The organism is Micrococcus sp. HG099 (assembly GCF_024723355.1).
GTDB lineage: Bacteria > Actinomycetota > Actinomycetes > Actinomycetales > Micrococcaceae > Micrococcus > Micrococcus endophyticus.
The window spans coordinates 1-23,196 of sequence record NZ_JANQCJ010000029.1 but is presented as its reverse complement, the minus strand read 5'-3'; the positions used below and the strand labels follow the sequence as shown (position 1 = coordinate 23,196).

General features: G+C 74.3%; 22 protein-coding genes and 1 tRNA gene. 7 read left to right on the top strand and 16 right to left on the bottom strand.

Translation table 11 applies throughout. The annotated features are described in order from the left end of the window. Nucleotides 1-892: glycosyltransferase (locus NWP10_RS04440; RefSeq protein ID WP_258300003.1), on the bottom strand; the 892-nt coding region annotated here is incomplete at its 3' end. After that, a complete protein-coding gene (locus tag NWP10_RS04435; RefSeq protein WP_258300002.1) occupies nt 889-1,983 on the bottom strand; it encodes a hypothetical protein in 1,095 nt (364 codons plus the stop codon). The genes NWP10_RS04440 and NWP10_RS04435, both read right to left, overlap by 4 nt. Nucleotides 1,984-2,164: 181 nt before the next feature. Between NWP10_RS04435 and NWP10_RS04430 the strand changes: the two genes are divergently transcribed. Next, nucleotides 2,165-4,159 carry a glycosyltransferase gene (locus tag NWP10_RS04430; RefSeq protein ID WP_258300001.1) on the top strand — a complete coding sequence of 665 codons (1,995 nt, stop codon included), beginning with the start codon at nt 2,165-2,167 and terminating at the stop codon, nt 4,157-4,159. Between the two features lie 103 nt (nt 4,160-4,262). On the opposite strand, the gene NWP10_RS04425 is transcribed toward NWP10_RS04430, so the two are convergent. The 5 genes from NWP10_RS04425 to NWP10_RS04405 form a co-directional block, all read right to left on the bottom strand. Further along, a complete protein-coding gene (locus tag NWP10_RS04425; protein WP_258300000.1) occupies nt 4,263-5,477 on the bottom strand; it encodes a glycosyl transferase in 1,215 nt (404 codons plus the stop codon). Continuing rightward, complete coding sequence (locus NWP10_RS04420; protein WP_258299999.1) at nt 5,474-6,529, bottom strand: glycosyltransferase; 1,056 nt, start codon at nt 6,527-6,529, stop codon at nt 5,474-5,476. The genes NWP10_RS04425 and NWP10_RS04420 overlap by 4 nt, the downstream gene beginning before the upstream one ends. A 552-nt stretch (nt 6,530-7,081) precedes the next feature. Further along, nucleotides 7,082-7,483: a nuclear transport factor 2 family protein gene (locus tag NWP10_RS04415; protein WP_258299998.1), complete on the bottom strand. Its 402-nt coding sequence runs from the start codon at nt 7,481-7,483 to the stop codon at nt 7,082-7,084. Between the two features lie 80 nt (nt 7,484-7,563). Continuing rightward, a tRNA-Ala gene (locus NWP10_RS04410) sits at nt 7,564-7,636 on the bottom strand. Nucleotides 7,637-7,672: 36 nt separating this feature from the next. After that, on the bottom strand, nt 7,673-8,125 hold the full coding sequence (locus tag NWP10_RS04405; protein ID WP_258299997.1) for a VanZ family protein: 453 nt from the start codon (nt 8,123-8,125) through the stop codon (nt 7,673-7,675). Between the two features lie 31 nt (nt 8,126-8,156). On the opposite strand from NWP10_RS04405, the gene NWP10_RS04400 reads away from it, so the two are divergent. From NWP10_RS04400 to NWP10_RS04390, 3 genes are all read left to right on the top strand, one after another. Next, entirely contained in the window at nt 8,157-9,191 is a 1,035-nt protein-coding gene (locus NWP10_RS04400; protein WP_258299996.1) for an aminoglycoside phosphotransferase family protein, read from the top strand. 319 nt (nt 9,192-9,510) lie between these two features. Continuing rightward, a complete protein-coding gene (locus NWP10_RS04395) occupies nt 9,511-11,217 on the top strand; it encodes a sodium:solute symporter family protein (protein ID WP_258299995.1) in 1,707 nt (568 codons plus the stop codon). Nucleotides 11,218-11,251: 34 nt separating this feature from the next. Further along, complete coding sequence (locus NWP10_RS04390; protein WP_017487981.1) at nt 11,252-11,380, top strand: putative transporter small subunit; 129 nt, start codon at nt 11,252-11,254, stop codon at nt 11,378-11,380. A gap of 111 nt (nt 11,381-11,491) precedes the next feature. Here NWP10_RS04390 and NWP10_RS04385 read toward each other — a convergent pair whose 3' ends face one another. The 3 genes from NWP10_RS04385 to NWP10_RS04375 are packed head-to-tail and all read right to left on the bottom strand — an operon-like array spanning nt 11,492 to nt 14,627. Then, nucleotides 11,492-12,193 carry an LUD domain-containing protein gene (locus NWP10_RS04385; protein WP_221433001.1) on the bottom strand — a complete coding sequence of 234 codons (702 nt, stop codon included), beginning with the start codon at nt 12,191-12,193 and terminating at the stop codon, nt 11,492-11,494. Then, a complete protein-coding gene (locus NWP10_RS04380; protein WP_017487980.1) occupies nt 12,190-13,776 on the bottom strand; it encodes a LutB/LldF family L-lactate oxidation iron-sulfur protein in 1,587 nt (528 codons plus the stop codon). The genes NWP10_RS04385 and NWP10_RS04380 overlap by 4 nt, the downstream gene beginning before the upstream one ends. Continuing rightward, nucleotides 13,773-14,627: a (Fe-S)-binding protein gene (locus tag NWP10_RS04375; RefSeq protein WP_017487979.1), complete on the bottom strand. Its 855-nt coding sequence runs from the start codon at nt 14,625-14,627 to the stop codon at nt 13,773-13,775. The genes NWP10_RS04380 and NWP10_RS04375 overlap by 4 nt, the downstream gene beginning before the upstream one ends. Nucleotides 14,628-14,892: 265 nt before the next feature. Between NWP10_RS04375 and NWP10_RS04370 the strand changes: the two genes are divergently transcribed. Both NWP10_RS04370 and NWP10_RS04365 read left to right on the top strand, forming a co-directional pair. Further along, complete coding sequence (locus NWP10_RS04370) at nt 14,893-16,557, top strand: L-lactate permease (protein WP_184173965.1); 1,665 nt, start codon at nt 14,893-14,895, stop codon at nt 16,555-16,557. A 268-nt stretch (nt 16,558-16,825) separates the two neighbouring features. After that, nucleotides 16,826-17,596 (top strand): FadR/GntR family transcriptional regulator, encoded by a 771-nt coding sequence (locus NWP10_RS04365; RefSeq protein WP_017489377.1) that lies wholly within the window; start codon nt 16,826-16,828, stop codon nt 17,594-17,596. Between the two features lie 42 nt (nt 17,597-17,638). Here NWP10_RS04365 and NWP10_RS04360 read toward each other — a convergent pair whose 3' ends face one another. Continuing rightward, nucleotides 17,639-18,136: a DUF456 domain-containing protein gene (locus NWP10_RS04360; protein ID WP_258299993.1), complete on the bottom strand. Its 498-nt coding sequence runs from the start codon at nt 18,134-18,136 to the stop codon at nt 17,639-17,641. Between the two features lie 72 nt (nt 18,137-18,208). Further along, complete coding sequence (locus tag NWP10_RS04355; protein ID WP_258299992.1) at nt 18,209-18,673, bottom strand: Lrp/AsnC family transcriptional regulator; 465 nt, start codon at nt 18,671-18,673, stop codon at nt 18,209-18,211. Between the two features lie 115 nt (nt 18,674-18,788). Between NWP10_RS04355 and ald the strand changes: the two genes are divergently transcribed. Beyond that, on the top strand, nt 18,789-19,931 hold the full coding sequence (ald, locus tag NWP10_RS04350; protein WP_258299991.1) for an alanine dehydrogenase: 1,143 nt from the start codon (nt 18,789-18,791) through the stop codon (nt 19,929-19,931). 39 nt (nt 19,932-19,970) lie between these two features. Here the strand turns inward: ald and pdxT are convergent, their stop codons facing one another. The 4 genes from pdxT to NWP10_RS04330 form a co-directional block, all read right to left on the bottom strand. After that, the gene (pdxT, locus tag NWP10_RS04345) at nt 19,971-20,600 is read right to left on the bottom strand and encodes a pyridoxal 5'-phosphate synthase glutaminase subunit PdxT (protein WP_258299990.1); all 630 of its coding nucleotides are present in this window, start codon (nt 20,598-20,600) and stop codon (nt 19,971-19,973) included. Beyond that, nucleotides 20,597-21,541, bottom strand: coding sequence for a pyridoxal 5'-phosphate synthase lyase subunit PdxS (gene pdxS, locus NWP10_RS04340; protein ID WP_036313496.1), 945 nt, complete (start codon nt 21,539-21,541; stop codon nt 20,597-20,599). The genes pdxT and pdxS overlap by 4 nt, the downstream gene beginning before the upstream one ends. A gap of 115 nt (nt 21,542-21,656) precedes the next feature. Then, complete coding sequence (locus NWP10_RS04335) at nt 21,657-22,142, bottom strand: DedA family protein (RefSeq protein ID WP_258299989.1); 486 nt, start codon at nt 22,140-22,142, stop codon at nt 21,657-21,659. A 51-nt stretch (nt 22,143-22,193) separates the two neighbouring features. Continuing rightward, nucleotides 22,194-23,039 (bottom strand): CoA ester lyase, encoded by an 846-nt coding sequence (locus tag NWP10_RS04330; protein WP_184173496.1) that lies wholly within the window; start codon nt 23,037-23,039, stop codon nt 22,194-22,196. Between the last annotated feature and the right edge of the window lie 157 nt (nt 23,040-23,196).

Below are 23,196 nucleotides of genomic sequence, written 5' to 3'. Positions count from 1 at the left end.
CGGCGTCCACCGCCACCCCGGCCGCCACCGCGCCGTCTGCGCCCTCCGGCACCCGCACGCGCGCCTCGACCCGCAGCGGGCCGGCCAGGGACAGGCCGTGGCCGCGGGCCGTCGTCGCGGGGATGCGGGAGGCCAGCACGAGCGCCTCGCGGGCCTTCACCCGGGCGGCCTCGGCGGCGTCGCCGCGTCCGCCGAAGTCGGCACCGGCCTGCCACGCCACCGCGTCCGGCGCGTGGCGCAGGGCCGCACCCACGCGCCACAGCCGGTGCGCCAGCTCCCAGTCCTCCCCGCCGTAGCCCACGAATCCGGGGTCGAACCCGCCCGCGTCCTCGTAGACCTCGCGCGCCACCGTGAGCACGGCCGAGATGACGTACCGGTAGCCGGTGGAGTCGGCGCGGCGCAGGTCGTCCGTGGTCCGGTACCCCTCGCGCAGCCAGGCAGGCTCCTCGAGCAGCGCGGCGGCCGGGACGTCGTCGCCGGGGCGCCAGCCCGCGTCCCACGCGCCCGGCAGCCAGGCCTCGGCCAGGTGCCGACGCCGGCCCACCACCACGGCGTCCCGGGGCGCCTCGGCCAACGCCGCCACGGCCGCGACGAGGTACCCGGGCTCCGGAAGCATGTCCCCGTCGAGGAAGGCGAGCACGTCGCCGTCGGCCGTCTCCGCCCCGAGCGCCCGGGCCGCCGACGCGCGGAACCCGCGGTCCTCCTGGCGCACGGTCACCACGTCGAACGGCAGGTCCGGGCCCACCCTGGGCGGGACGGGCGAGCCGTCGTCGGCCACCACGAGCTGGAGCCGCGAGGCGGGGTGGGTCTGGGCCGCGAGCGCGGCCGTGAGCCGGTCGAGGTCCGCCTGGGCCCGGTAGTAGGGCACCACCACGGAGACGGCGGCGCTCACGTCCACCTGTGCACGCGGCGGAGCACGTCGACGAGCATCCGCGCGCAGTCCTCGGCCCCGGGGGCCAGGTCCACGGCGGGGTCGAGCCACGTGCGCTCGGGGTCCTCGACCGCCTCGGCGATCGCCTCGGCCATCGCGAAGGCCGGCGACCCGTTGGTGTGCACGAGCCGCAGGGTGCCGGGGCGCAGGCGCTCCATCTCCTCCGTGTAGCGGCCGGCGGAGGCGATGGCCCGCCGCCCCACCGAGGTCCACGCCGCCAGAGACCCGGACGCGGACACGTTGCGGTGCGCCGCGAACGGGATGCCCGCCGAGAGCAGGGCCGCGTCCGCGAACTCGTCCGGCACGAACCCGGTGACGCGGAACTCCAGGCCGCGCGCCTCGGCGTCGCGGGTCAGCTCCGCCACGAGGTCGTCATGCCCGATGCTGACGGGTCCGAGCGCCGTCAGCCGGCGCGGCGCCCCGGAGTTCGGGCCCCACTGACGGTGCAGCTCGGTGAGCGCCTCGAGGGCGAGGGCGTGCCCCTTGCCCGGGTACACGAACCCGAAGAGCACCACGTCCTGGTCCAGACCGGCCATGTTCTCCGGCACCACGGACTCGGCGCGCGCGGCCTCGGCGCGGCGGTCCTCCACGGGCAGCGGCACCACGTCCGCGTCGGCGTCCACGAGCTCGGCCAGCAGCGCGCGCTCGTGCTGGGAGGAGACGACGACGCCGGCCGCGTGGTGCGCCAGCCGCGCGTACGCCTCGCCGCGGCGGCGGTAGCGGCCGTCCCCCTCGGCGGGCTGGGGGATGTCGTGCAGAGTCAGCGTGGCGCCCTCGGGGAGCACGTCCACGAGCAGGTCCGCGGCCGCGGCGGCGGTGGGGCCGAACAGGGCGTCCGTGACGTCCAGGTGGACGGCGGCGCCGAGGGAGCGGGCCTCGGCCATCAGCGGCACGAGGCCGTGGAACGCCGCGACGTCCTCCGCCGTGAGCAGCTCCACCTCGGCGCCCACCCGTCGGAGGGCGGCGGCCGTCTGCCGGGCGTGGCGGACGACGCCGTGCTCCGGCGGGCCGACGATCACATACAGCACCCGCCCCTGCGGCTGCGACTCCACGTCCAACGGTCCCCTTCACCTGCTGCTGCGACGGCCGGCGCGGGCCGCGCCGAGACGAACCGGACGCCATGGTGCCGGTTCTGTGATCCTGCCCTGTCAGACTAGTTTTCGCCACCCCGTTCTCAGCCGGGGACACGCCGCCCGCGCGGCCTCGCATCCCCAGGTCAGGAGGCCCTCCCCCGTGAGCATCACCGTCCAGCACGTGCCCGCGCAGCACCCGTACACCCGTGCGATCCTCCCCCTCGACCCGGGCGCCGCGCCGGACGTGGAGTTCCTGCCGGACCCGACGGTGCCGGGCGCGCCCGCACACCAGTGGTGGCCGCCCCGGGCCCTGGACGCGGAGTGGCTGGCCGAGCACCGCCCGGACGTGCTGCACGTGCACTTCGGCTTCGAGCACTTCAGCCCCGCCCAGCTGGCCGCCGCCCTGGGCGCGCAGCACGCGCACGGGGGCGCCGTCGTCGTGACCGTGCACGACCTCGAGAACCCGCACCTGACGGACCAGGGCCCCCACCGGGACCGCCTGGCCGTGCTGCTGGGCCGCGCGGACGCCGTGCTCACGCTCACCCCCGGCGCCGCGGCGACCCTCGCCCGCGACTACGGCGTGCGCGCCCTCGTGGTCCCCCACCCGCACATCGTCCCGCTCGAGGACCTCGTGGCGCAGGGCGACGACGACGCCCCCGGCCTGCTGCCCCCCGACGCGTCCGACGACGGCGACGGCGCGGCCGTCCCCGCCCGCCTGCTGGTGCACGCCAAGGACCTGCGGGCCCAGGTGGCCCCGGTGGCGCTGCTGCCGGTGCTCGCCGCCGCCGTCGGGACGCTGGCCGAGCGCGGTGTCGACGCGCGGGTGACCGTGGAGGTCCAGGCCACCGTGCAGGACGAGGACGCCCTGGCCGCGCTGCGCGCAGGCTGCGCCCACCACGGCTTCGAGCTGTGGCAGCACGACCGGCTCGACGACCCCGCCCTGCACGCGCTGCTGCGCGACGTGGACGTGTCCGTGCTGCCGTACCGCATCGGCACCCACTCGGGCTGGGTGGAGATGTGCCGGGACCTGGGGGTGCCGGTGGCCGTCGCGGACATCGGGCACATCGCGGACCAGTCCGGCGCCTGGTTGACCCCCGACTCGCTCGCCGCGTTCGACCCGGAGGACCCCGACTCCCTCGCCGACGCGCTGGAGACGCTGGTGCGCGCCCGCGCGCGCACGGCCCCCGCCGACCCGGCCGCCCGGGCCCGGCAGCGCCGTCGCGTGGCCGCCGCCCACGTGGCCGTCTACCGCGAGGCCCTCGCCCGGGCGCGCGGGGCGCTGCCGAGCGTGTCCGTGCTGGTCATCACGGGGCACCGGGACGAGCACCTGGCCCGCGTGGTCGCCGGGCTGGAACGCTCCCACCGCCGCCCGGACCAGGTGGTCGTGGTGTTCATGGGCCAGCCCGACGGCCGTGTGCCGGCCACGGGCCTGCCCGTCACGGTGGGGCACGTGGCCGCCGAGGCCGGCCTGCCGCTGGCGCAGGCCCGCAACCGCGCCGCCGAGCTCGCCACCGGCGAGATCCTCGTCTTCCTCGACGTGGACTGCATCCCGGCGGCCGAGACCGTCGGCGTGCTGGCCACCGAGGTCGCGGCCCACCCCGGGTCCGTGGTGATGGGCCGACCCCGCTACCTGCGGCCGGGCTGGACCCGCGCCGTCGAGGAGGCCGACCTGACCTCGCACCGTGCCGACGCCCTGCTGCGCCGCCTCTCCGTGCCCCACCGGGCGCGCGCGCACCTGACCGCCGGACCCTCGGACGAGTGGCACCTCGTGTGGACCCTGATCCTGGCGCTGCGCCGCGCGGACCTGGCCCGCATCGGCGGTTTCGACGCGGGCTTCACCGGCTACGGCGCCGAGGACACGGACCTGGCCTTCCGCGCCCGCGACGCCGGCCTGATGCTGCGGTTCAGCCCCGCCGAGGCGTTCCACCAGCACCACGGGGTGGTGACCCCGCCGCTGCACCACCTCGAGGACATCCTGGTCAACGCCCGCCGTTTCCGGCAGGTGCACGGCCGATGGGCCATGGAGGGGTGGCTGCGCGCGTTCGCGGACGCGGGGCTGATCGCGTGGGACCCCGAGGGCGAGCGGCTCGAGCTGCTGCGTCACCCCACGGCGGACGAGCTGGCCGCGGCACGGCGCGACGACGCCGCGTACTGAGCCGGGGCGGGCGGGCTGGGGCGAGCTGGCCGGGGCGAGCTGGGCGCAGTACTGCCACGTAGATCGACGCGTACCTGGCAGTAGTGCGCCCAGCAGGCGGCGGTCAGCCCTGAGTGGTCTCCAGCGCCGCCTCGACCGCGGTCTCCCAGCGACGCCGGTACTCCCCCGGCTCCACGAGCAACAGGGCGGCCAGGCGGTCGGCGGCGGAGGGGTCGGCGAGGGCGCCGCGGACGGCGCCGGCCCAGTCGGCGTCGGGGTCCTCCCACGCGCACCACGGCACGCCGGCGGCCCGGCGGGTTTCGCGGGCGAACACGTGCTGCTCGTCGAAGGGCCGCGGCTCCGGCGCCAGCACCACCGGCCGGCCCGAGCGGGCGGCGTCCACGGCGGCGTTGTGCCCGGCGGAGACCACCACGACGTCGGCCTCCGCGGCCCGGCTCGCCGGCGCCTCCACCCAGCCGTGCAGGGTCACGTTGGCGGGCAGGGCGACGCCGGCAGTCGGCGCGGTGCCGGTCGTCGCGTCGGCGTCGGAGCTGCGGGATCCCGCGGCGCCGCCGGGCGCCTGCAGCTCGTCCGCACCGGCCACCGGCCCGTACACCTCCCACGTCGCCTCCGGCACGGCCGCGGCGGCCCGGGCCAGGTCCGCGGCCCGCACCCCGCCGCCGCCGGTGCCCGCGATCACCGCGACCCGCGGGGCGGAGCCGCCGGCCGCCGTCGTCGTGGCCGTGGTGGTCGTGGCCCGCGCGCCGAGGCGCCCGGTGACGTCGGGGACGCCCAGGAACGCGGTGCGGCCGGCGTGCGCCTCCCGCCAGGCGGGGTCCTCGAGCTCCTCGGCGTAGTGGGCGAACAGGCCGTCGGCCTCGGCGTAGACGAGCGCGTGGGCGGGATCGGTGCGCTCGCCGTGCATCCGGCGGTGCAGCACGGGCCAGCCGGCCAGGCGCAGGAACAGGGCCGCCTCCACGGAGACGTCCACGACGCACACGTCCGGGCGCACGTCCCCCGCGGCGTCGTGCAGGGCGGCGAAGCGGTCGCGGATCTGCGGACCCACGGGCGTCCAGTGCAGAGGCGATCGCTCCGGCTGGACGTGCCCGGGCACGACGTCCGAGGGCAGCGGGAGCACCGGGGTGCCGGCCGGCAGCATCCGCGCCGCGTCCGGGTGCGCACTGACCACCGTCACGTCGAACGCCCCGGTGGCGGCCAGGTTCGCTGCGTGCCGCACGTGCCCCGAGCCGTGCTGGTGCGCGTAGTAGAGGACGCGCCGTCGTCGGGAGGGCCGCGCGGATGCGCCCGGCCGCGAGACCGCCGCCGCGCCGTCGCTCACACGAGCTCCCCGTCGCGGGCGTCCTCGGCGGCCTGCTCCAGCAAGTCCACGTAGCCCTCCACCATGGTCTCCGCGCTGAACCGGCAGGCCCACGCCCGGACGCGCCCGCGGTCCTTGCGGCGGGCGTGGCGGATGGAGACGGCCAGCGCCTCCGCGGAGTGGTGCACCGCGAGCGACCCGGCCTGCGGGGCCACGATCTCCCCCATGGCGCCGGAGAGCAGGGCGGCCACCGGCACGCCGAGGGCCATGGCCTCCACCGTGGCCAGGCCGAACGGCTCGGCCCACATGGGCGTGGCGAGGAAGACCTCGCCGGTGGCGAGCATGTGCGGCAGGGTCGCGTGGTCCAGGTGGCCGTGGTGGACGGTGTCCGGGCCGAGGCGCGGGACGATCTCCTGGGCGTAGTAGGCCTCGTCCGAGATCGGCCCGGCGAAGTGCAGCTCCATGCCGGCGAGGCGGGCGGCGTCGATTGCCACGTGCAGCCCCTTCTCCGCGGTGATGCGCCCGGACCACACGGCGCGGCCGGGCACGGGGGCGGCGTCGGAGACCCAGTGGTGCAGCTCGATCCCGTTGGGCACCACGTCCACGCGCGGCAGCCGATGCTGCCAGGCCAGCGCGTTCGACGCGGAGACGCAGGCCCACCGGTGGTGCTGCGGGGCGCGCCAGTCCGGGTGGTCGACGACGGCCAGCACCTCCGCCAGCGTGGCCGGCGTGTGCAGCACGGTGACCATGGGGCGCTCGCGCAGCAGCTGCAGCGGCGCCGGGGAGAGGCTGTTGTTCAGGACGGCGTCGGAGCCGTCCGCGAGGACCATCTCGCACGCGCGGCGCGTGGCCTCCTCGCGCAGCCGGTCGCCCTCCTTGCCGGGCCCGGCGCCCTCGGCGGGCAGCACGGGGACGACGTCGGCCGGCAGCCGCGTGCCCTCGCGCGCGTACACGGTGACCTCGTGGCCGCGGCGGACCAGGTGCTCCACGGTCATGGCCGTGTGCATCTCGAGGCCGCCGGCGTACGGGGAGCGGATCGGATGCAGCATGTGGGTGAGCACGCTGATGCGCATCGGCAGCCCCTCTCGTCTGGCCCCGTTCCGGGGCCGTCCGCGGCGAGCGGACGGGTGAAGCGCGGCTGACCTGGGGCGATCCCGCGCGGCGGTACCCGGAGACCATAGACCCGGAACCCCGGATCCGGAAAGCCTGAAGGCGCCGCGTGACCGGGGCGGGCGGGGGCGGGGGGGTGGGCGAGGGGTGGCGCCGTCCTCACTCGCCCGGACCCCTCCACCCGGCGGATCGACGGAAACGGTCGGGATCGACGGAACGTCCGTCGATCCTGGCCGTTTCCGTCGATCCGAAGGGGCTCGACACCGGGCCAGTCCGGCACGGTGGAGCATGGCACGCGCTGGACGGCGCCCCGGTCTGGGACCACGTCGAACTCCGCGACGCCCGCCAGGTGGACCTGGGCCGGTCCCGGCTCGCGCTCTCCACGGCGACGACGGCCTCGCACTGAGCCGGCGGGGCGTCGCCGCCGCCATGACACCCCGGGGCATGACGAAGGGCCGAGGGCATCTGCTCTCGGTCCTGGGCCGGGTGGGGAGCTCAGGAGGCGCATGTCGACCTCACTGGTGCTCGGTCGCCTCCGTCGATCGCGGCTCACCCTGCGTCGGCAGGGACCGAGGCTCCGCTTCCGAGGCCGTCCGACCGAGGAGGAACTCGTGCTCCTTCCAGACGAGTCCGTCCTTGAACTCGAACACGTCCAGGCACCGGCGCCCCGCGTCGTCCACGAGCAGTGCCGCGACCAGCGAGCCGGATTCGGACACGTGGCTCCACTCGCAGCGGAACTGGACGTCGTCGTCCCCGTACGCCGCCTGCATCGCCTCGACGTAGCGGTCGATCCCCCGGACCACCCGGTCACCGAGGACCCACTCGACGTCGGGGTGGAGGAACGACCTGTAGGTCTCCCAGTCCCGGGCGTTCTCCGCAGCGAAGAAGGCCCCCAGCACGGCAGCGGCATCGGTCATCGATCCACCGTAGCGACCCCCGGACACCCCCGGACATGACGAAGGGCCGAGAGCTGATGCCCTCGGCCCTTCGCCGGATGTGGAGCTAAGGGGAATTGAACCCCTGACCTTTTCATTGCGAACGAAACGCTCTACCAACTGAGCTATAGCCCCAGGTCATGCACTTCCCGGGGGAAGGGCACCCGGACATCATACGCCCGGCCGGCCCGATCCTCCAATCCGGTCGCCTCGCCCGGCCTCCCCGACCTCCCCCGGCGCCTCGACCTCGCGCCGCACCGCCCGCCACGCGAGCGCCGCGCCCAGCACGACGCCGGCCAGGTCCGCGACCATGTCCCACGCGTCGCCGGTGCGCAGCGGCACCCACGCGTGCTGCACCGCCTCGCTCACGGGGGCATGGACCGCGAACGGCAGCGCCCACCACCACGATGATCCCAGCCGTACGGCCGCCCACGTCGGCACCGCGAACGCGAGCACGTGGATCGCCTTGTCCAGCCCGGGGACCTCGAAGCCGGTCTGCGGCACGTCGCTCCCGGGCAGGTACAGCACCACCAAGTGCACCACCACGACGACGGCCAGCAGCGCCGCCAGCGCGCGGCGCCGCCGTCGGGAGGCGGGGGCGGACGGGGACGCGAAGGCGGGCATCCCCCCATTCTGGCCCGGTAGCGTGCCCGCCATGCCCGACTCCCCCGCGCCGCCCGGCGCCGCCCCGTCCGAGCTCGTCCCGCGCGCGTTCGCGGAGCGGATCGCGCGGTGGCCTGCCGACCCGCTGCTGGCGGCCGCCGGCGGGCAGGCCGTCTCCGGCGAGGCCTGGCTGGCCCGGCTGCCGCACCTGGTGGAGGAGCGGCTGGCCGCCTGGAACCTCACCCTGGACCCGGACGCCCCGGGCGCCCCGTGGACCGGCCACGGCGCGCTCGTGCTGCCCGTGCGCCGGCACACCCTGCGCCCGGCCGTCCTCAAGCTCACCTGGCCGCACCTCGAGGCGCGCCACGAGCACCTCGCCCTGCGCCTGTGGGACGGCGCCGGCGCGGTCCGCCTGCACGCGGCGAGCCCGCCGGACGGCGCCCTGCTGCTCGAGCGCCTCGACGCCGACCGGCCCCTCACGCTCGAGCCGGTCCTGGACGCGTGCGAGGCGGTGGGCGGGCTGCTGCGCGCCCTGGACCGCCCAGCCACGCCCCAGTTCGACGCCGTCGCGGTCAAGGCCGAGCGCTGGGACGGCACGCTCGCCGAGCCCGTGGCCGCGGTGCCCCGGCGCCTCCAGGTGCAGGCCCGGTCCCACCTGCGCCGGCTGGTGGACAGCGCCCCCGAGCCGCGGCTCGTCCACGAGGACCTGCACGACGGCAATGTCCTGGCGCCTCTGCCCGACGACGGACCATCAGGGGCCGCGTCCGACGAGAGGCGCGGGCACGTCACCAGGCGCGGGCGGTGGCTCGCCATCGACCCCAAGCCCGTGGCCGGCGAGGGCGCGTACGCCGTCGCTCCGATCGTGTGGAACCGGCCCGAGGTCACCGCCGCCGCGCACAACGCGCGGATCCACGTGCGGCTGCGCGCCGACGTCGTGGCCGAGGCCGCCGGGCTGGACGAGGAGCGGGTGCGAGCGTGGACCTTCGTGCGGCTCGTGCTCAACGCCGTGGACGCGGCGCACGAGGGGCCGTCCGCGGACGAGTGGCGCGCCCGGATGATCGCCCTCGCCGGGCACTTCGCCAGCTGACCGCGACGGCAGGGCGGGCGTGAGGCGGGTCACCGGGTTTGCCTTTCCGCTCCGAAACATGTGAGGGTCGCTGGGTCACCGGTGCGCCCACGGCCGCCGGTGGCACCGGTGTTGACAGCGCCGCACAGGGCCGAGGGGCCGCGACGGCTTGAGCAGTGAGCTCGCCGTCCGTGGACTCGGGACCCGGCGGGATGCCCTCCACCACCCGGCCCCCGCCGCGTCGGGATCAGAACGCCTCCTCCGCCCTGCGGAGCCGCGCCCTGATGCCGGCACGCCTGCGGACCGGACCGACCGCAGTCCCCGTGCGAAAGGAAGTCCCATGCCGCCCTCCCAGGACGGAGCCGAGCTGGTCCAGCTCGGCGTGATCGGCGTGATCGTGCTCGTCGTGTTCTTCTACGGCGGCACCATGCTCATGTCGCTGGCGATCTCCCGAAGGAAGGAGAACGCCGACGCCTACATGACCGCCGGAAACAAGATCGGCTTCGGCGTCTCCGCAGCCTCCATGACGGCCACCTGGATCTGGGCGTCCTCGATGTACGCCTCGGTCACCGCCGGCTACACCTACGGCGTCTCCGGGCCCATCCACTACGGCCTGTGGGGCGCCCTGATGATCCTGTTCATCTACCCGTTCGGCCGGCGCATCCGCAAGGTCGCCCCGCGCGCCCACACGCTCGCCGAGGTCATGTACGCCCGCCACGGCCGCTCCTCGCAGCTCATGCTCGCCGGGTCCAACGTGCTCGGCTCCGTGATCTCGCTGACCTCCAACTTCATCGCCGGCGGCGCCCTGATCGCCATCCTTTCCCCGCTGTCCTTCGGGGCGGGCATCCTGATCGTGGCCGCAGGCGTGCTGCTGTACACGCTGTGGTCCGGCTTCCGCGCCTCCGTGCTCACGGACTTCGCCCAGGTGGTGGCTATGCTCGGCGCCACCGTGGTGATCATCCCCGCGGTGTTCTTCGCCGCCGGCGGCCCCGGCATGTTCGAGGCCGGCGTGCAGGCCGGCAACGTGACCGCCCAGCAGCAGGACTTCTTCTCCTCCGAGGCGTTCATGAACCAGGGCGCCCCGTACATCGCGGCCGTGCTGGCCTACGCGATCGGCAACCAGACCATCGCCCAGCGCCTCTTCGCGGTGCGCGAGGACCTCATCAAGCCGACCTTCATCACGGCCACCGTCGGCTACGGCGGCTCCGTGATCGGCGTCGGCATGATCGGCGTGATGGCCTTGTACCTGGGCGTCGAGCCCGTCGGCGGGGACATGAACAACCTGCTGCCGCAGATGGTCTCCACGTACCTGCCGGTGGCCGTCGTCGCCCTGGCGTTCCTCATGATCATCGGCTCGCTGTCCTCGACGGCGGACTCTGACCTGTCCGCGCTGTCCTCGATCGTCATGACGGACGTCTACGGCCAGTCCGTGGGCCGCCGCGAGGCGAACCCCAAGACCATGCTGCTGATCGGCCGCATCACCATGATCGTGGCCACCGCCGCCGCCCTGTACTTCGCCACCGCGAAGTTCAACATCCTGGACCTGCTCGTGTTCGTCGGCGCGCTCTGGGGCTGCCTCGTGTTCCCCGTGATCGCGTCCTTCTACTGGCGGAAGGTCACCAACGCGGCCTTCACCGTGGGCGTGCTCGCGGCCCTGGCCGTGTTCCTGCCCGTGCGCTTCGAGTGGATCCCGCTCACCGGCGCCTGGGCGCTCGTGGTGGAGACCCTGGCGATCATCGGCGTCGGCGTGGTGCTGGGCATCATGGCGTTCGGCTTCTTCGGCCTGCGGGCCGCGGTGGTCGTGGGCGCGCTCGCCTCGGCCGTGATGGTGTTCTTCGGCTACGGCTTCCTGCGGGACTACGCGACGCTGTCCGGCTCGCTCGTGGCCTACGCCGTCTCGTTCCTGGTCTGCTGGGGCATGTCCGTCCGCTCCGGCCAGGACTTCGACTTCGACCGCATCGCCCGGGTGACCGGCGACTTCGACCCCGCGACCGACGACGCCGCCGACCGCCCCGTGGCCCAGCCCGCCGGCGCCCGCGCGTCGTGACCGACTGACCGATCCGACCCCGAAGGAGACCCCGATGACCCTCGGACTCACCCTGTACGTCCTCATGTGGCCGGTGCTCGTGCTGGCCGTCCTCGCCAGCATCGCGGCCGCGTTCTTCAAGGACTGGCGCGAGGCGCGCCGTGAGGGCCGCTCGATCATCTGACGGCCGGGCGGACGTCCGCCCCTTGCCCGACGCCGGGCCGCACCTTCCCCAGGAAGGCGCGGCCCGGCGTCGTGGTCGGCGACCTCCCCCGCCGCGTCGGTCCCGGAGGGCTCAGCGGTCCAGGAGGATCACGTCCAGCCGCCGGGGCCCGTGCACGCCCTCGACCCGCTCGAGCTCGATGTCGCTGGTGGCCGAGGGGCCCGAGATCATGGTGATCGCGGCGGTCGGCTCCACCCGGGCGAGCGCCTCGGGGAACAGCTCCACCACGGTGTCCAGCGGGACGATGCACACGTGGTGGTCCGGCACCAGGGAGATGGCGCGCCGGCCCTCCTCGGGGCGGCCCGTGAGGAAGATGGTCCCCGTCTCGGAACAGGAGACGGTGGAGCCGGTCACCACCGCGTCCATCCCGTCCAGCTCGCGCACCCCCAGGGCCCCCGCGTCGGCGGTGGTGGGCTCGGTGACCCGCACCCGGCCCTGCCCGTCCCCGGGCAGCCAGGCCGGGTCCAGACCCGGCGGGACCACGTAGCGGGCGCCCTCTCCCAGCAGGTCCGCGACCCGGTCCGCCACGGTGCTCAGGTCCTCGCGGTGCACGCCGGCCTTGTAGTCGACGAGGCGGTCCACCAGCTGCTCCACGACGTCGCCCGGTGCTGCCTCGGAGGTGCGGCGGTAGGTCCGCTCCACCGGGTCCGGCGTCGGGCCGTCCTGCAGGGCCTGCCGGATCCGGTCGAGGATCGCGGCCCGGGCCTCGCCTCCGGGCCCGCCCGGGCCCGGCGTCGGGGTGGCCGGGACGGTGGTGGGGGTGGCCTCGCTCATCGCTGCTCCTGTCCGTCCGTCGTCGTGGTCTCATCCTCGGCGGCGACGTCGCGGCGTCCGCCGTCGCGCGCCACCCGCTCCTCGGTGTGCTCGGCGTTGCCGCGCCACCAGTTGCGGAAGGACTGGCGCGGGGGCGCGGGCACGTCCCGCTGGTCCGTCCAGCCGCCGGCGATCCCCGGCAGCCACCCGAGGGTGGCGTCCCGGCCCGCGGCCACCCGGCCCGCGGGCAGCCCGCGCTCGGCCATGCCCATGAGGGTGCCGGAGGACATCACGGTGCGGGCACCCGCCATGAGCAGGTCCATCTGCGAGGGCAGGGGCACCCGTGACTCCTCCTTCTTGCGCGCGTGGGTGGCGCGCACGTCCTGATCGCGCAGGTGCACCAGGATCGAGGGGATGTCGATGGCCACGGGGCAGACGTCGTAGCAGGCCCCGCACAGGGAGGACGCGTACGGGAGGCTGCCGTTGGCCCCCTCCTGCACGCCCGTGAGCTGCGGGGAGAGGATGGCGCCGATCGGTCCCGGATAGACGGAGCCGTACGCGTGGCCGCCGGTCTGCTCGTAGACGGGGCACACGTTCATGCACGCGGAGCAGCGGATGCAGTGCAGGGCGGAGCGGCCCTCGGGGTCGGAGAGCACCGCGGAGCGGCCGTTGTCCAGCAGCACCAGGTGGAACTCCTGCGGTCCGTCGCCGGGGGTGACCCCCGTCCACATGGACGTGTAGGGGTTCATGCGCTCGCCGGTGGAGGAGCGGGGCAGCAGCTGGAGGAAGACCTCGAGGTCCTGGAACGTGGGGACGATCTTCTCGATGCCCATCACGGTGATGAGGGTCTCCGGCAGGGTCAGGCACATGCGGCCGTTGCCCTCGGACTCCACCACGGTCAGCGTGCCCGTCTCCGCCACGCCGAAGTTGGCGCCGGAGATGGCCACCGAGGTGGTGAGGAACTTCTCCCTCAGGTGCACGCGGGCCACGTCCGCGAGCGCGGAGGGGTCCGAGGTCAGGGACTCGTCGGTCTCCGGCATCTCCCGCACGAAGATCTCCCGGATCTCCTCCCGGTTGCGGTGGATGGCCGGGACCAGGATGTGGGAGGGCTTGTCATGGCCCAGCTGCACGATCAGCTCGGCCAGGTCCGTCTCCACGGCGGCGATGCCCTCCGCCTGCAGTGCGTGCTCGAGGTCGATCTCCTGGGTGGCCATGGACTTGACCTTGATGACCTCGTCCACGCCCTTGGCCTTCACGAGCCCGGTGATGATCCGGTTGGCCTCCTCGGCGTCCCGGGCCCAGTGGACCACGCCGCCGCGCTCGGTGACCCGCTGCTCGAACTGCTCGAGCAGGGCGGGCAGGTCCGCCATCACCTGCTGCTTCAGGGCGGAGCCGGCCTGGCGCAGCTCGGCCCAGTCCGGCAGCTCCCCCACCACGCGTGCGCGCTTGCCGCGGATGGTGTGGGTGGCGTGGTGGATGTTGGCGCGCATCTGGGCGTTGCCCAGCTGGGTGCGGGCCGCGGAGGGGAAGGGCTCGTCCAGGACGATGTTGCCGTGGCCGTGCGCGGGGCGGACGGCGGGCATGCCCAGGGCGGTGCGGGTCATCGGGTGGCCTCCTTCTGACGACGGCGGCGGGCGGGTCCCTGCGCCGGGATGGACAGGTCCACGGGGCCGCTGACGTCCAGCGGGTTCTCGCGGGTGGCGGCGAGGATCTCCGCGAAGTGGAGGGTGGTGACGGGTGAGCCGTCCGGTGCGGTGGTCCCGCGCCGTGACATGACCCCGCCCAGGTGCAGCAGGCAGGACGCGTCCCCGCCGGTGCACAGCCGGGCCTGCGTGCGCTCGATGTTGCCGATCTTCTCCTCGGCCATGGCGCCGGAGACGTCCGGGTTCTTCAGGGAGAACGTCCCGCCGAAGCCGCAGCACTCCTCCGCGTCCGGCAGGGCGCGGTAGTCGATGTCCGCCACCGAGCGCAGCAGGCGTTCCTGCCGGTCCCCCAGCCGGAGCAGCCGCATGCCGTGGCAGGAGGGGTGGTAGGTCACGGTGTGCGGGAACCAGGAGCCGAGCTGCGCGGCCGCGTCCGTGACGCCCAGGACGTCCGTGAGCAGGGCGGCGAGCTCGTAGGTGTTGGCGGCGACCTCTTCGGCGTCGCGGGCCAGGGCCTCGTCCCCCGCGGCGCGGGCTACCATGGGCTGCTGGTGGCCGAGGGAGGCGACGCAGGATCCGGAGGGTGCGACCGCGACGTCGTAGTCCGCGCCCTGGAAGGTGCGCACGTGGTTCTTCACCACGGGCAGGGCGTCGTCGAGGTAGCCGCTGTTGACGTGCATCTGCGCGCAGCAGCCCTGTCCCCGGGGGAAGACCACCTCGTGGCCGAGGCGCTCGAGGATGCGCACGGTCGCGAGCGCGACCTTCGGGTACATGGCGTCCACGATGCACGTGGCGAACAGGGCGACTCTCATGTCCGTCCTCCGGGGGTCGACGGGTGGTGGAGCGGGCGCGGACGGGCGTCGCCCCAAGGTGTGGTCAGACCATAGCAGAGTCCCTTCGCGCCTGTGACCCCCCTCACGCGGCCGTGCCGTGGTGACGCGGGGCATGCGCGCACCGGACGGAGGTTGCCGAGTGTGACGTGCACCATCTACTGTCCGTGGACAGACGACTGTGGTCTGACCACGCACCCCAGCACCAGGAGACCCCGTGGACCCCCTCATCCAAGCCAGCGCCCCCGTGGGCACGTTCACCGCGACCACCGACGCCGTCGCCGGCAGCCTCGGGCTCTCCGCCGCCCTCGGCACCATCCCGCTGCTGACCTTCTTCGTGATGCTCCTGCTGGTCAAGGCCAAGGCCTGGCAGGCGGGCCTCGTCTCCCTGACCGCCGCCGTGCTCGTGGCGATCCTCGCCTTCGGCATGCCCGCGGACCTCACCCTGCTCTCCGCCTCGCAGGGCGCCGTGTTCGGCTTCTTCCCGATCGTGTGGATCGTGGTCATGGCGCTGTGGTTCTACCAGGTGACCGTCCTCTCCGGCCGGTTCGAGGACATGCGCGCCATCTTCGACACCGTGGGCGGCGGGGACATCCGCATCCAGGCCGTGCTGATCGCCTTCTGCTTCGGCGGCATGCTCGAGGCCCTCGCTGGGTTCGGCGCCCCCGTGGCCATCACGGCCACCATGCTGCTGGCCCTGGGACTGCCGCCCCTGAAGACCGCCGTGGTGGTGCTGCTGGCCAACACCGCCCCCGTGGCCTTCGGCGCCGTGGGCATCCCCATCACCACCGCCGGCCAGCTCACCGACATCCCCGCCGCCGAGATCGGGGCGATCGTGGGGCACCAGGCCCCGTTCGTGGCCGCGCTCGTCCCGTTCTTCCTCGTGTGGATCATCGACGGCTTCCGCGGGATCCGCGAAACCTGGCCCGCGCTGCTGACCATCGGCGGCACCTTCGCGCTCGGCATCTGGTGGGCCTCCACGCACTTCTCGTACGAGCTGACCGACGTCGTCGCCTCCCTGCTGGCCATGGCCTCCGCCGTGGTGCTGCTGCGCTTCTGGCGGCCCAAGGGCGCCGCCGAGGCCGACGCCCGCCTCGGGATCACGCCCACCCGGCCCGCCGGCGACCTCACCCCCGGGCGGATCTGGATGGCCGTGCTCCCCTACCTGCTGGTCATCACCGTCTTCGGCATCGCCAAGCTCTGGACCCTCGGCTTCGACCTGGCCGGATGGCTCGCCTCCACCAATGTGCGCATCCCCTGGCCCGGCCTCGACGGCCGCCTGGTCACCGCGGCGGGCGAGCCGATCACCGGCACCGTCTACTCCTTCCAGTGGCTCTCCTCCCCCGGCACCCTGCTGCTGATCACCGGCCTGCTCGTGGCGTTGATCTACTCGGTCTTCACCGGCGGCGGACGGTTCCCGCTGCGCTTCGGCGACGCCCTCGCCGAGATCGGCCGGTGCTTCTGGAAGATGCGCTGGTCCGGGCTGACCATCGTGCTGGTGCTGTCCCTGGCGTACGTCATGAACTTCTCCGGCCAGACCCTGGCCATGGGCACCGCCGTCGCCGGCGTGGGCGCGGCCTTCGCGTTCCTCTCCCCCGTGCTCGGCTGGCTCGGCACCGCCGTCACCGGTTCGGACACCTCCGCGAACGCCCTGTTCGCCACCCTGCAGCAGACGGCGGCCGAGGAGGCCGGCCTCGACCCCTCGCTCATGGTGGCCGCCAACACCTCCGGCGGCGTGGTGGGCAAGATGATCTCCCCGCAGTCCCTGGCCATCGCCGCCACCGCCGTGTCCATGGAGGGGCAGGAGTCCAAGATCCTGCGCACCGTGCTCCCCTGGTCCGTGGCGCTGCTCCTGATGGTGTGCACCATCGTGTTCCTGCAGTCCAACGTCCTGTCCTGGATGCTGCCGTGATCGGGTGATCGGGTGATCGGGTCGGGCGTCCGACGCCGAGCCAGAGATTCCCGCCCCTCCAGGACGCTGAGCCAGAGATTTCCGCCGTGAGATCACGGTCTCCGCAGCGGATATCTCTGGCTCGGCGCGTGCGTCGGCGCGTGCGTGGGCGCGCGCGTGGGTGGGGATGGTCCTCGTCCCGACCGCCCGGTCGCGAGGAGCGGCGCGGCCGCCGTCGGGCCTAGGCTCACCCACGGCCCCGTCCGTCCCGTCCCCGCTGGAGCAGCCCATGACCGCCCGCCCGCCCACCCCGCCCGCCGAACCCGAGCCGGGCCGCCGCCGTGCCCCCGGCCACGCGGTCATCCTGGACTGGCTGGAGGGGGAGCTGCGCTCCGGGCGGATCCAGGTGGGGGACAAGCTGCCGAGCGAGCGCACACTGGCCGAGCGGTTCGGGATATCCCGGTCCTCCGTCCGGGAGGCCGGACGCGTCATGGACGCCATGGGTCTGGTGCGCTCGGCCACCGGCTCGGGGCCGCGGGCGGGGGCCATCGTGGTCTCCGAGCCCTCCGCGGCGCTCGCCTGGGCGCTGCGCATGCACGTGGCGACCCGGGCGCTGCCCGTCGCGGACCTCGTCACCACCCGCGTGCTGCTCGAGACCGAGGCCGCCCTCGAGGCCGCGGAGCACGACGTCCCCGGCCGCGGCGCAATCCTCGCGACGGCGCACGCGCACCTGGACCGCATGGACGTCCCAGATTTTCCTGCCCGCGAGTTCCACCGCCTGGACGCGGAGTTCCACGTGCTGCTGTCCACGCTCAGCGGCAACGTGGTTCTCGAGACCATCCTGCGGTCCCTGCGCGAGGCCACCATCGGCTACGTCGAGGAGGCGATGGCCGGCGTCGAGGACTGGGGCGCCGTGCGCGACGAGCTGCAGCGCCAGCACCGGGACATCCTGGCGGCCGCGGTCGAGCGGGACGGACCCCGCGCGGCGCAGGCCGTGCGCGAGCACATCCACTGGTTCTCCCGGTTCACCACCGCCGGCCCGGACGCAGCGGGCGGCTGAACCGGACGCGGGACGGGCCCGGCGTCGTCGTGCGGCCCGGGCTCAGAAGACGAAGTGCACCAGGATGCCCACGCCCACCGCCGCGAGGGCGAACATGGCGCAGCCGAACTCCACGAGCATGCCCAGGCCCATCGCCTTCAGCGCGCCCCACGAGCTGGCCAGGGCCGCCCGGGCGTCCCGGGTGCGCCGCCACTGCGCGGCGAACAGGCCCGCGGCGAAGCCGATGAACAGGCCGACGATCGGGATGACGAAGAAGCCCACGATCGCCCCGATCACGCCCCACGTGATGGGCCCGCGCGTCACCTTCTCGCGCAGCAGGCGCCGGCCGGTGAGGACGGCGGAGGCGCTCATGCCGGCGATCGCCAGGCCGGCAGCGATGAGCCCGAAGGTCCACGAGGCGCCGGAGCCGAGGATCCACGCCCACGCCACCGAGGTGATCAGGATCAGCGCGGAGCCGGGCAGGATCGGATAGACGGTCCCGACCACTCCCACGATCAGCAGGAGCACGGCCAGGACGGAGACGACGATTGCGAGGGTCACCCGACCAGTATGCGCCCGCCCTGGACGCCGTCACCGGAGGCTCCCGTTTCCCACACGAAGGTGGTCAGCCGCTCACCACGGCCGCTCCCCGCCCTCGTGGCGGAACACCAGCGAGGTGCGGGTGGCCGCGACGGCCGGGTCGGCGGAGAGGTTCTTGAGCACGAACCGGGAGACCTCCTCGGAGTCCGCCACGGCCACGTGGAGCAGGAAGTCGTCCTCGCCGCCGAGGAAGAACACCTGTTGCACCCCGGAGAGCCCGCGCAGCCGGTCGAAGAGCTCCTCCATGCGGTGGCGCGCGCCGGGGCGGATGCGCACGGAGATGAGGGCCACGAGCCCGTGCCCCAGGGCGGCCGGGTCGACATCCACGGTGAATCCGCGCACCGCGCCGGAGGCCCGCAGGGCCTTGAGCCGGGCCAGGCACGTGGACGCGGCGATGCCGAGCTCCTCGGCGAGGGAGGCGTTCGTGCGGCGCGCGTCCTGGCGCAGCAGCTCCAGGAGCCGCCGGTCCGTGCCGTCCAGCTGTTGAAGATGCTTCACCGTGCCCGCCTCGATGTGACGCCCGTCCTGAATGATCGAGCCAGTATATCGTCGTTCGCCGCAGATCCTTCGGCGGCCCTCCCCCATGACCGATCAGACCGCTAGATTCGGCCGCATGCTGATCGGAGTCCCCACTGAGGTGAAGAACAACGAGTTCCGCGTGGCCCTGACCCAGGGCGGCGTGCTGGAGCTGGTCCGCCGCGGCCACGAGGTCCTCGTCCAGGCGGGGGCCGGCGTCGGCTCCGGCATCACGGACCAGGACTACGCGGACGCGGGCGCGCAGCTCGTCCAGGGCCCGGACGAGCTCTGGGAGCGTGCCGAGCTGGTCCTCAAGGTCAAGGAGCCCCTCGCCGAGGAGCACCACCGGATGCGCCGGGGCCAGGTCCTGTTCACGTACCTGCACCTCGCGGCGTCCGAGGAGTGCACCCGCGCGATCCTCGACTCCGGCACCACCGCCATCGCCTACGAGACGGTCACACGGGGCCGCGCCCTGCCGCTGCTCGCCCCCATGTCCCAGGTCGCCGGACGCCTGGCTCCGCTGGCCGGCGCCTACCACCTCCTCCAGCCGCAGGGCGGCTCGGGCGTGCTGATGGGGGGCGTGCCCGGCACCCGCCGCGCCCGGGTGGCCGTGATCGGCGGCGGCGTGGCCGGCGAGGCGGCCGCCGTGATCGCCGCGGGCATGGGCGCGGACGTGACCGTCCTGGACATCTCCCTCGAGCGGCTCGCACAGCTGGACGCCGTCCACCAGGGCCGGATCCGCACGCTCGCCTCCTCGCACCTGAACATCGCCGAGACGGTGGCGGACGCGGACCTCGTCATCGGCTCCGTGCTGATCCCGGGCGCCGCCGCGCCCAAGCTCGTCACCGCCGAGATGGTGGAGCGGATGCGCCCGGGCTCGGTGCTCGTGGACATCGCGATCGACCAGGGCGGCTGCTTCGAGAACTCGCGCGCCACCACGCACCAGGACCCCACCTACCTCGTGGGCGACAAGATCTACTACTGCGTCACGAACATGCCCGGCGCCGTCCCGCAGACCTCCACCGCCGCGCTGACGAACGCCACCCTGCCCTACATCCAGCGGATCGCGGACCTCGGCTGGCGCGAGGCGCTCTCCGCGGACGAGGGCTTCGCGTCCGGCCTCAACGCGCACGAGGGCGCGCTCACGCTGCCCTCCGTGGCGGAGGCCATGGCCGGCCCGCTCGGCCTGGACCCGCAGAAGGACGTGCGCACGACGGCGGACGTGCTCGCCTCCGCCTGAGCCCGCAGGTCACAGCCCCGCGGGTCACGGCCCTGCGGGTCACAGCCCGCGCAGGAACTCCCGGTGGAACGAGTGGTCGCCGGTCACCTCGGGGTGGAAGCTCGTGGCGAGCACCCGCCCCTGGCGCACGGCCACCGGGACCTGCGCGGCGTCGTCGAGCCCGAGCTCCGGCGGCGCCGCGGACAGGCGCGACGCCGGCACGCTCGCGAGCACCTCCACCTCACCTCCGGCGCGCAGCACCGCGGGGGCGCGGATGAACACCGCGTGCGCGGGCTCGGCCGAGACGGCGGGGACCTCCAGGTCCGCCTCGAAGGAGTCCACCTGGGCCCCGAACGCGTTGCGGCGCACCGTGACGTCCAGGACCCCCAGGCTCCCCTGCCCCGGCGCGGGGTTCTGGATCTCGCGGGCGAGCAGGATCATCCCGGCGCACGTGCCGTAGGCGGGCAGCCCGGCGCCGATCGCGTCGGCCAGGGGCTCCTTGAGGCCCATGAGGCCGGCGAGCCGGTCCATCACGGACGACTCGCCGCCGGGCAGCACGATCCCGTCGAGCCCCGTCAGGTCCGCGGCCCGACGCACGGGGCGGGTCCGTGCGCCGAGCCCCTCGAGCACGCGCACGTGCTCGCGGACGTCCCCCTGGAGGGCGAAGACCCCGACGAGGGGCGCGCTCACCAGCCGCGCTCGGCCAGGCGGTGCGGGGCGGGCAGGTCGCCCACGTTGATGCCCACCATGGCCTCGCCCAGGCCGCGGGAGGCCTCGGCGACCGCCATCGGGTCGTCGAACTGGGCAGTGGCCTTGACGATGGCGCGGGCGCGCTCGGCCGGGTTGCCGGACTTGAAGATGCCGGAGCCCACGAACACGCCGTCGGCGCCCATCTGCATCATCAGAGCCGCATCCGCCGGGGTGGCCACACCGCCGGCGGTGAACATCACGACGGGCAGGGCGCCGGTCTCGGCGACCTCGCGCACCAGTTCGTACGGCGCCTGCAGCTCCTTCGCGGCCACGTACAGCTCATCCTGGGCCAGGCCCTGGAGCTGGGCGATCTCCTTGCGGATGGTGCGGATGTGCTTCACGGCCTCAGAGACGTCGCCGGTGCCGGCCTCGCCCTTGGACCGGATCATGGCCGCGCCCTCGGTGATGCGGCGCAGGGCCTCGCCGAGGTTGGTGGCGCCGCACACGAAGGGCACGTCGAAGTCCCACTTGTCGATGTGGTTCACGTAGTCCGCCGGGGAGAGCACCTCGGACTCGTCGATGAAGTCCACCTTGAGCGCCTGCAGCACCTGGGCCTCCACGAAGTGGCCGATGCGCGCCTTGGCCATCACGGGGATGGACACGGCCTCGACGATGCCGTCGATCAGGTCGGGGTCGGACATGCGGGCCACGCCGCCCTGGGCGCGGATGTCGGCCGGGACCCGCTCGAGCGCCATGACGGCCACGGCGCCGGCGTCCTCGGCGATGCGCGCCTGCTCCGCGTTGACGACGTCCATGATCACGCCGCCCTTCATCATGTCCGCCAGGCCGCGCTTGACGCGGGTCGTGCCGGTGCCGCGGGCGCCGTCGTCGGCGGCGGAAGCGGTGGATGCGGAGAAGCTGCGGGCGCGCTCGTCGCTCATGGGGGTCCTTCCGAAGGGGTGGCGGTCCCGGCCGCGGGGCGGCTGGCCGGGGCGAAGACGCGGTCAACTCTAGTCCCCCGGCGGCGGACCCCGGCCCGCGTCACGGACGACGACGTCACCCGGCCCCGTGCCGGCGCAGCGTGCGGCGTCGGCGCCACACGACGAACGCTGCCACGGCCGCGAGGATCAGCACGAGGGCGAGGACGCCCCGGCCCTCTCCGAGCGCCGCGCCGATGACGGCCCACACCACGGCCATTCCGACGGTCCCGTACACCACGCCCCACAGGAACGTGCCGAGCGCGGCCGCCGGCAGGAACCGGCGCCAGAGCATGCGGGCGACGCCGGCGGAACCGATCACCGCCGTCTGGATTCCCACCGTGAGGTAGCAGAACGGGATGGCCCACACCCCGTGGCGCTGGATGAAGCGCTGGGCCCGGACATAGACGGGCCCCTCCATCACGCGGGCGAACCAGCGAGTCCGCTCGACGCCGGAGGCCAGCCCCCGCCCGAGCGAGAACACGATCAGGGTGCGCAGGATCGCCAGCATCCAGAAGAACCCGATGGACCACAGCAGCGGCAGCCCGTCGATCCACGCCATCATGGGCGGAGCCACCCGTCGGTGCGGGGACTCATGCGCGCGCCCCGGCCGCGCTCACGCGTTCCAGAGCCCGTACGAGTCCGCGAGGTCCGCGATCTTCTGGGCACGCAGCACGCGGGGCAGGTACGAGCCGTCGCCGACGGCGGCGCCCTGCGCGTGCTTCTCGAGCAGGTCGCGGGCCCACGCGAGCTCGTCCTCGGACGGGGACATCGCCCGGTTGACCCAGTCCACCTGATCCCGGTTCAGGACGAGGCGGCCGGTCATGCCCATCGAGGCGGTGACGGCGCTGGAGTCGACGACCGCGTCCTCGCCGTCCGTGTTGCCGGGCGGTCCGTCGATCGCGCCGGGCAGACCGCCCACGCGGGAGGCGATCACCATGCGGGAGCGGGCGTAGGCCATGGCCAGCGGGTCCTCGCCGACGCCCACGTCCTTGCGGAAGTCGTTGACGCCGAAAGCCAGGCGGAAGGTGCCGGGCGCCTTGGCCACGGCCGTGGCGTTCTCGATGCCCAGCGCCGACTCCAGCAGGGCGATCACGGGGGTGCCGGCGCGCAGGCGCATCGCCGTGAAGGTGACCTGCTCGGGCTCCTCGGTCTCGGCCAGGACCACGCCGCGCACGCCGTCGACGCCCGCGAGCGCCTCGAGGTCCCGCTGCCAGTGGTCCGTGGAGGTGGCGGAGATGCGCACCCACGCCGTCATGCCGCCGGAGAGGGCGTCCACGACGTGCTGGCGGGCCGCGTCCTTGTGCTCCTCCGGCACGGCGGCCTCGAGGTCGAAGATCACCGAGTCCGCCTCGGAGGCGAGGGCGGGGGCGAAGTCCTCCGGGCGGGCCGCGTTGACCAGCAGCCAGGAGCGGCTGAGCTTGGCGGGCAGGGCGGCGGCGCGACGGTTCCTCACGGGCATGGCCTCCACCCTAGCCCGCCCGCGCCCGCGGGATCCGGGCAGGGGCCGGCCGCGCGGCGCCGCGCCGTAGCATGGAGGAGGCCGCCGACCCCGTCCCCGGGTCGGCCGCGCCGTCCGAGCCTCGTGCTCCCCCGACCGCCAGGAGACCCCCATGCGC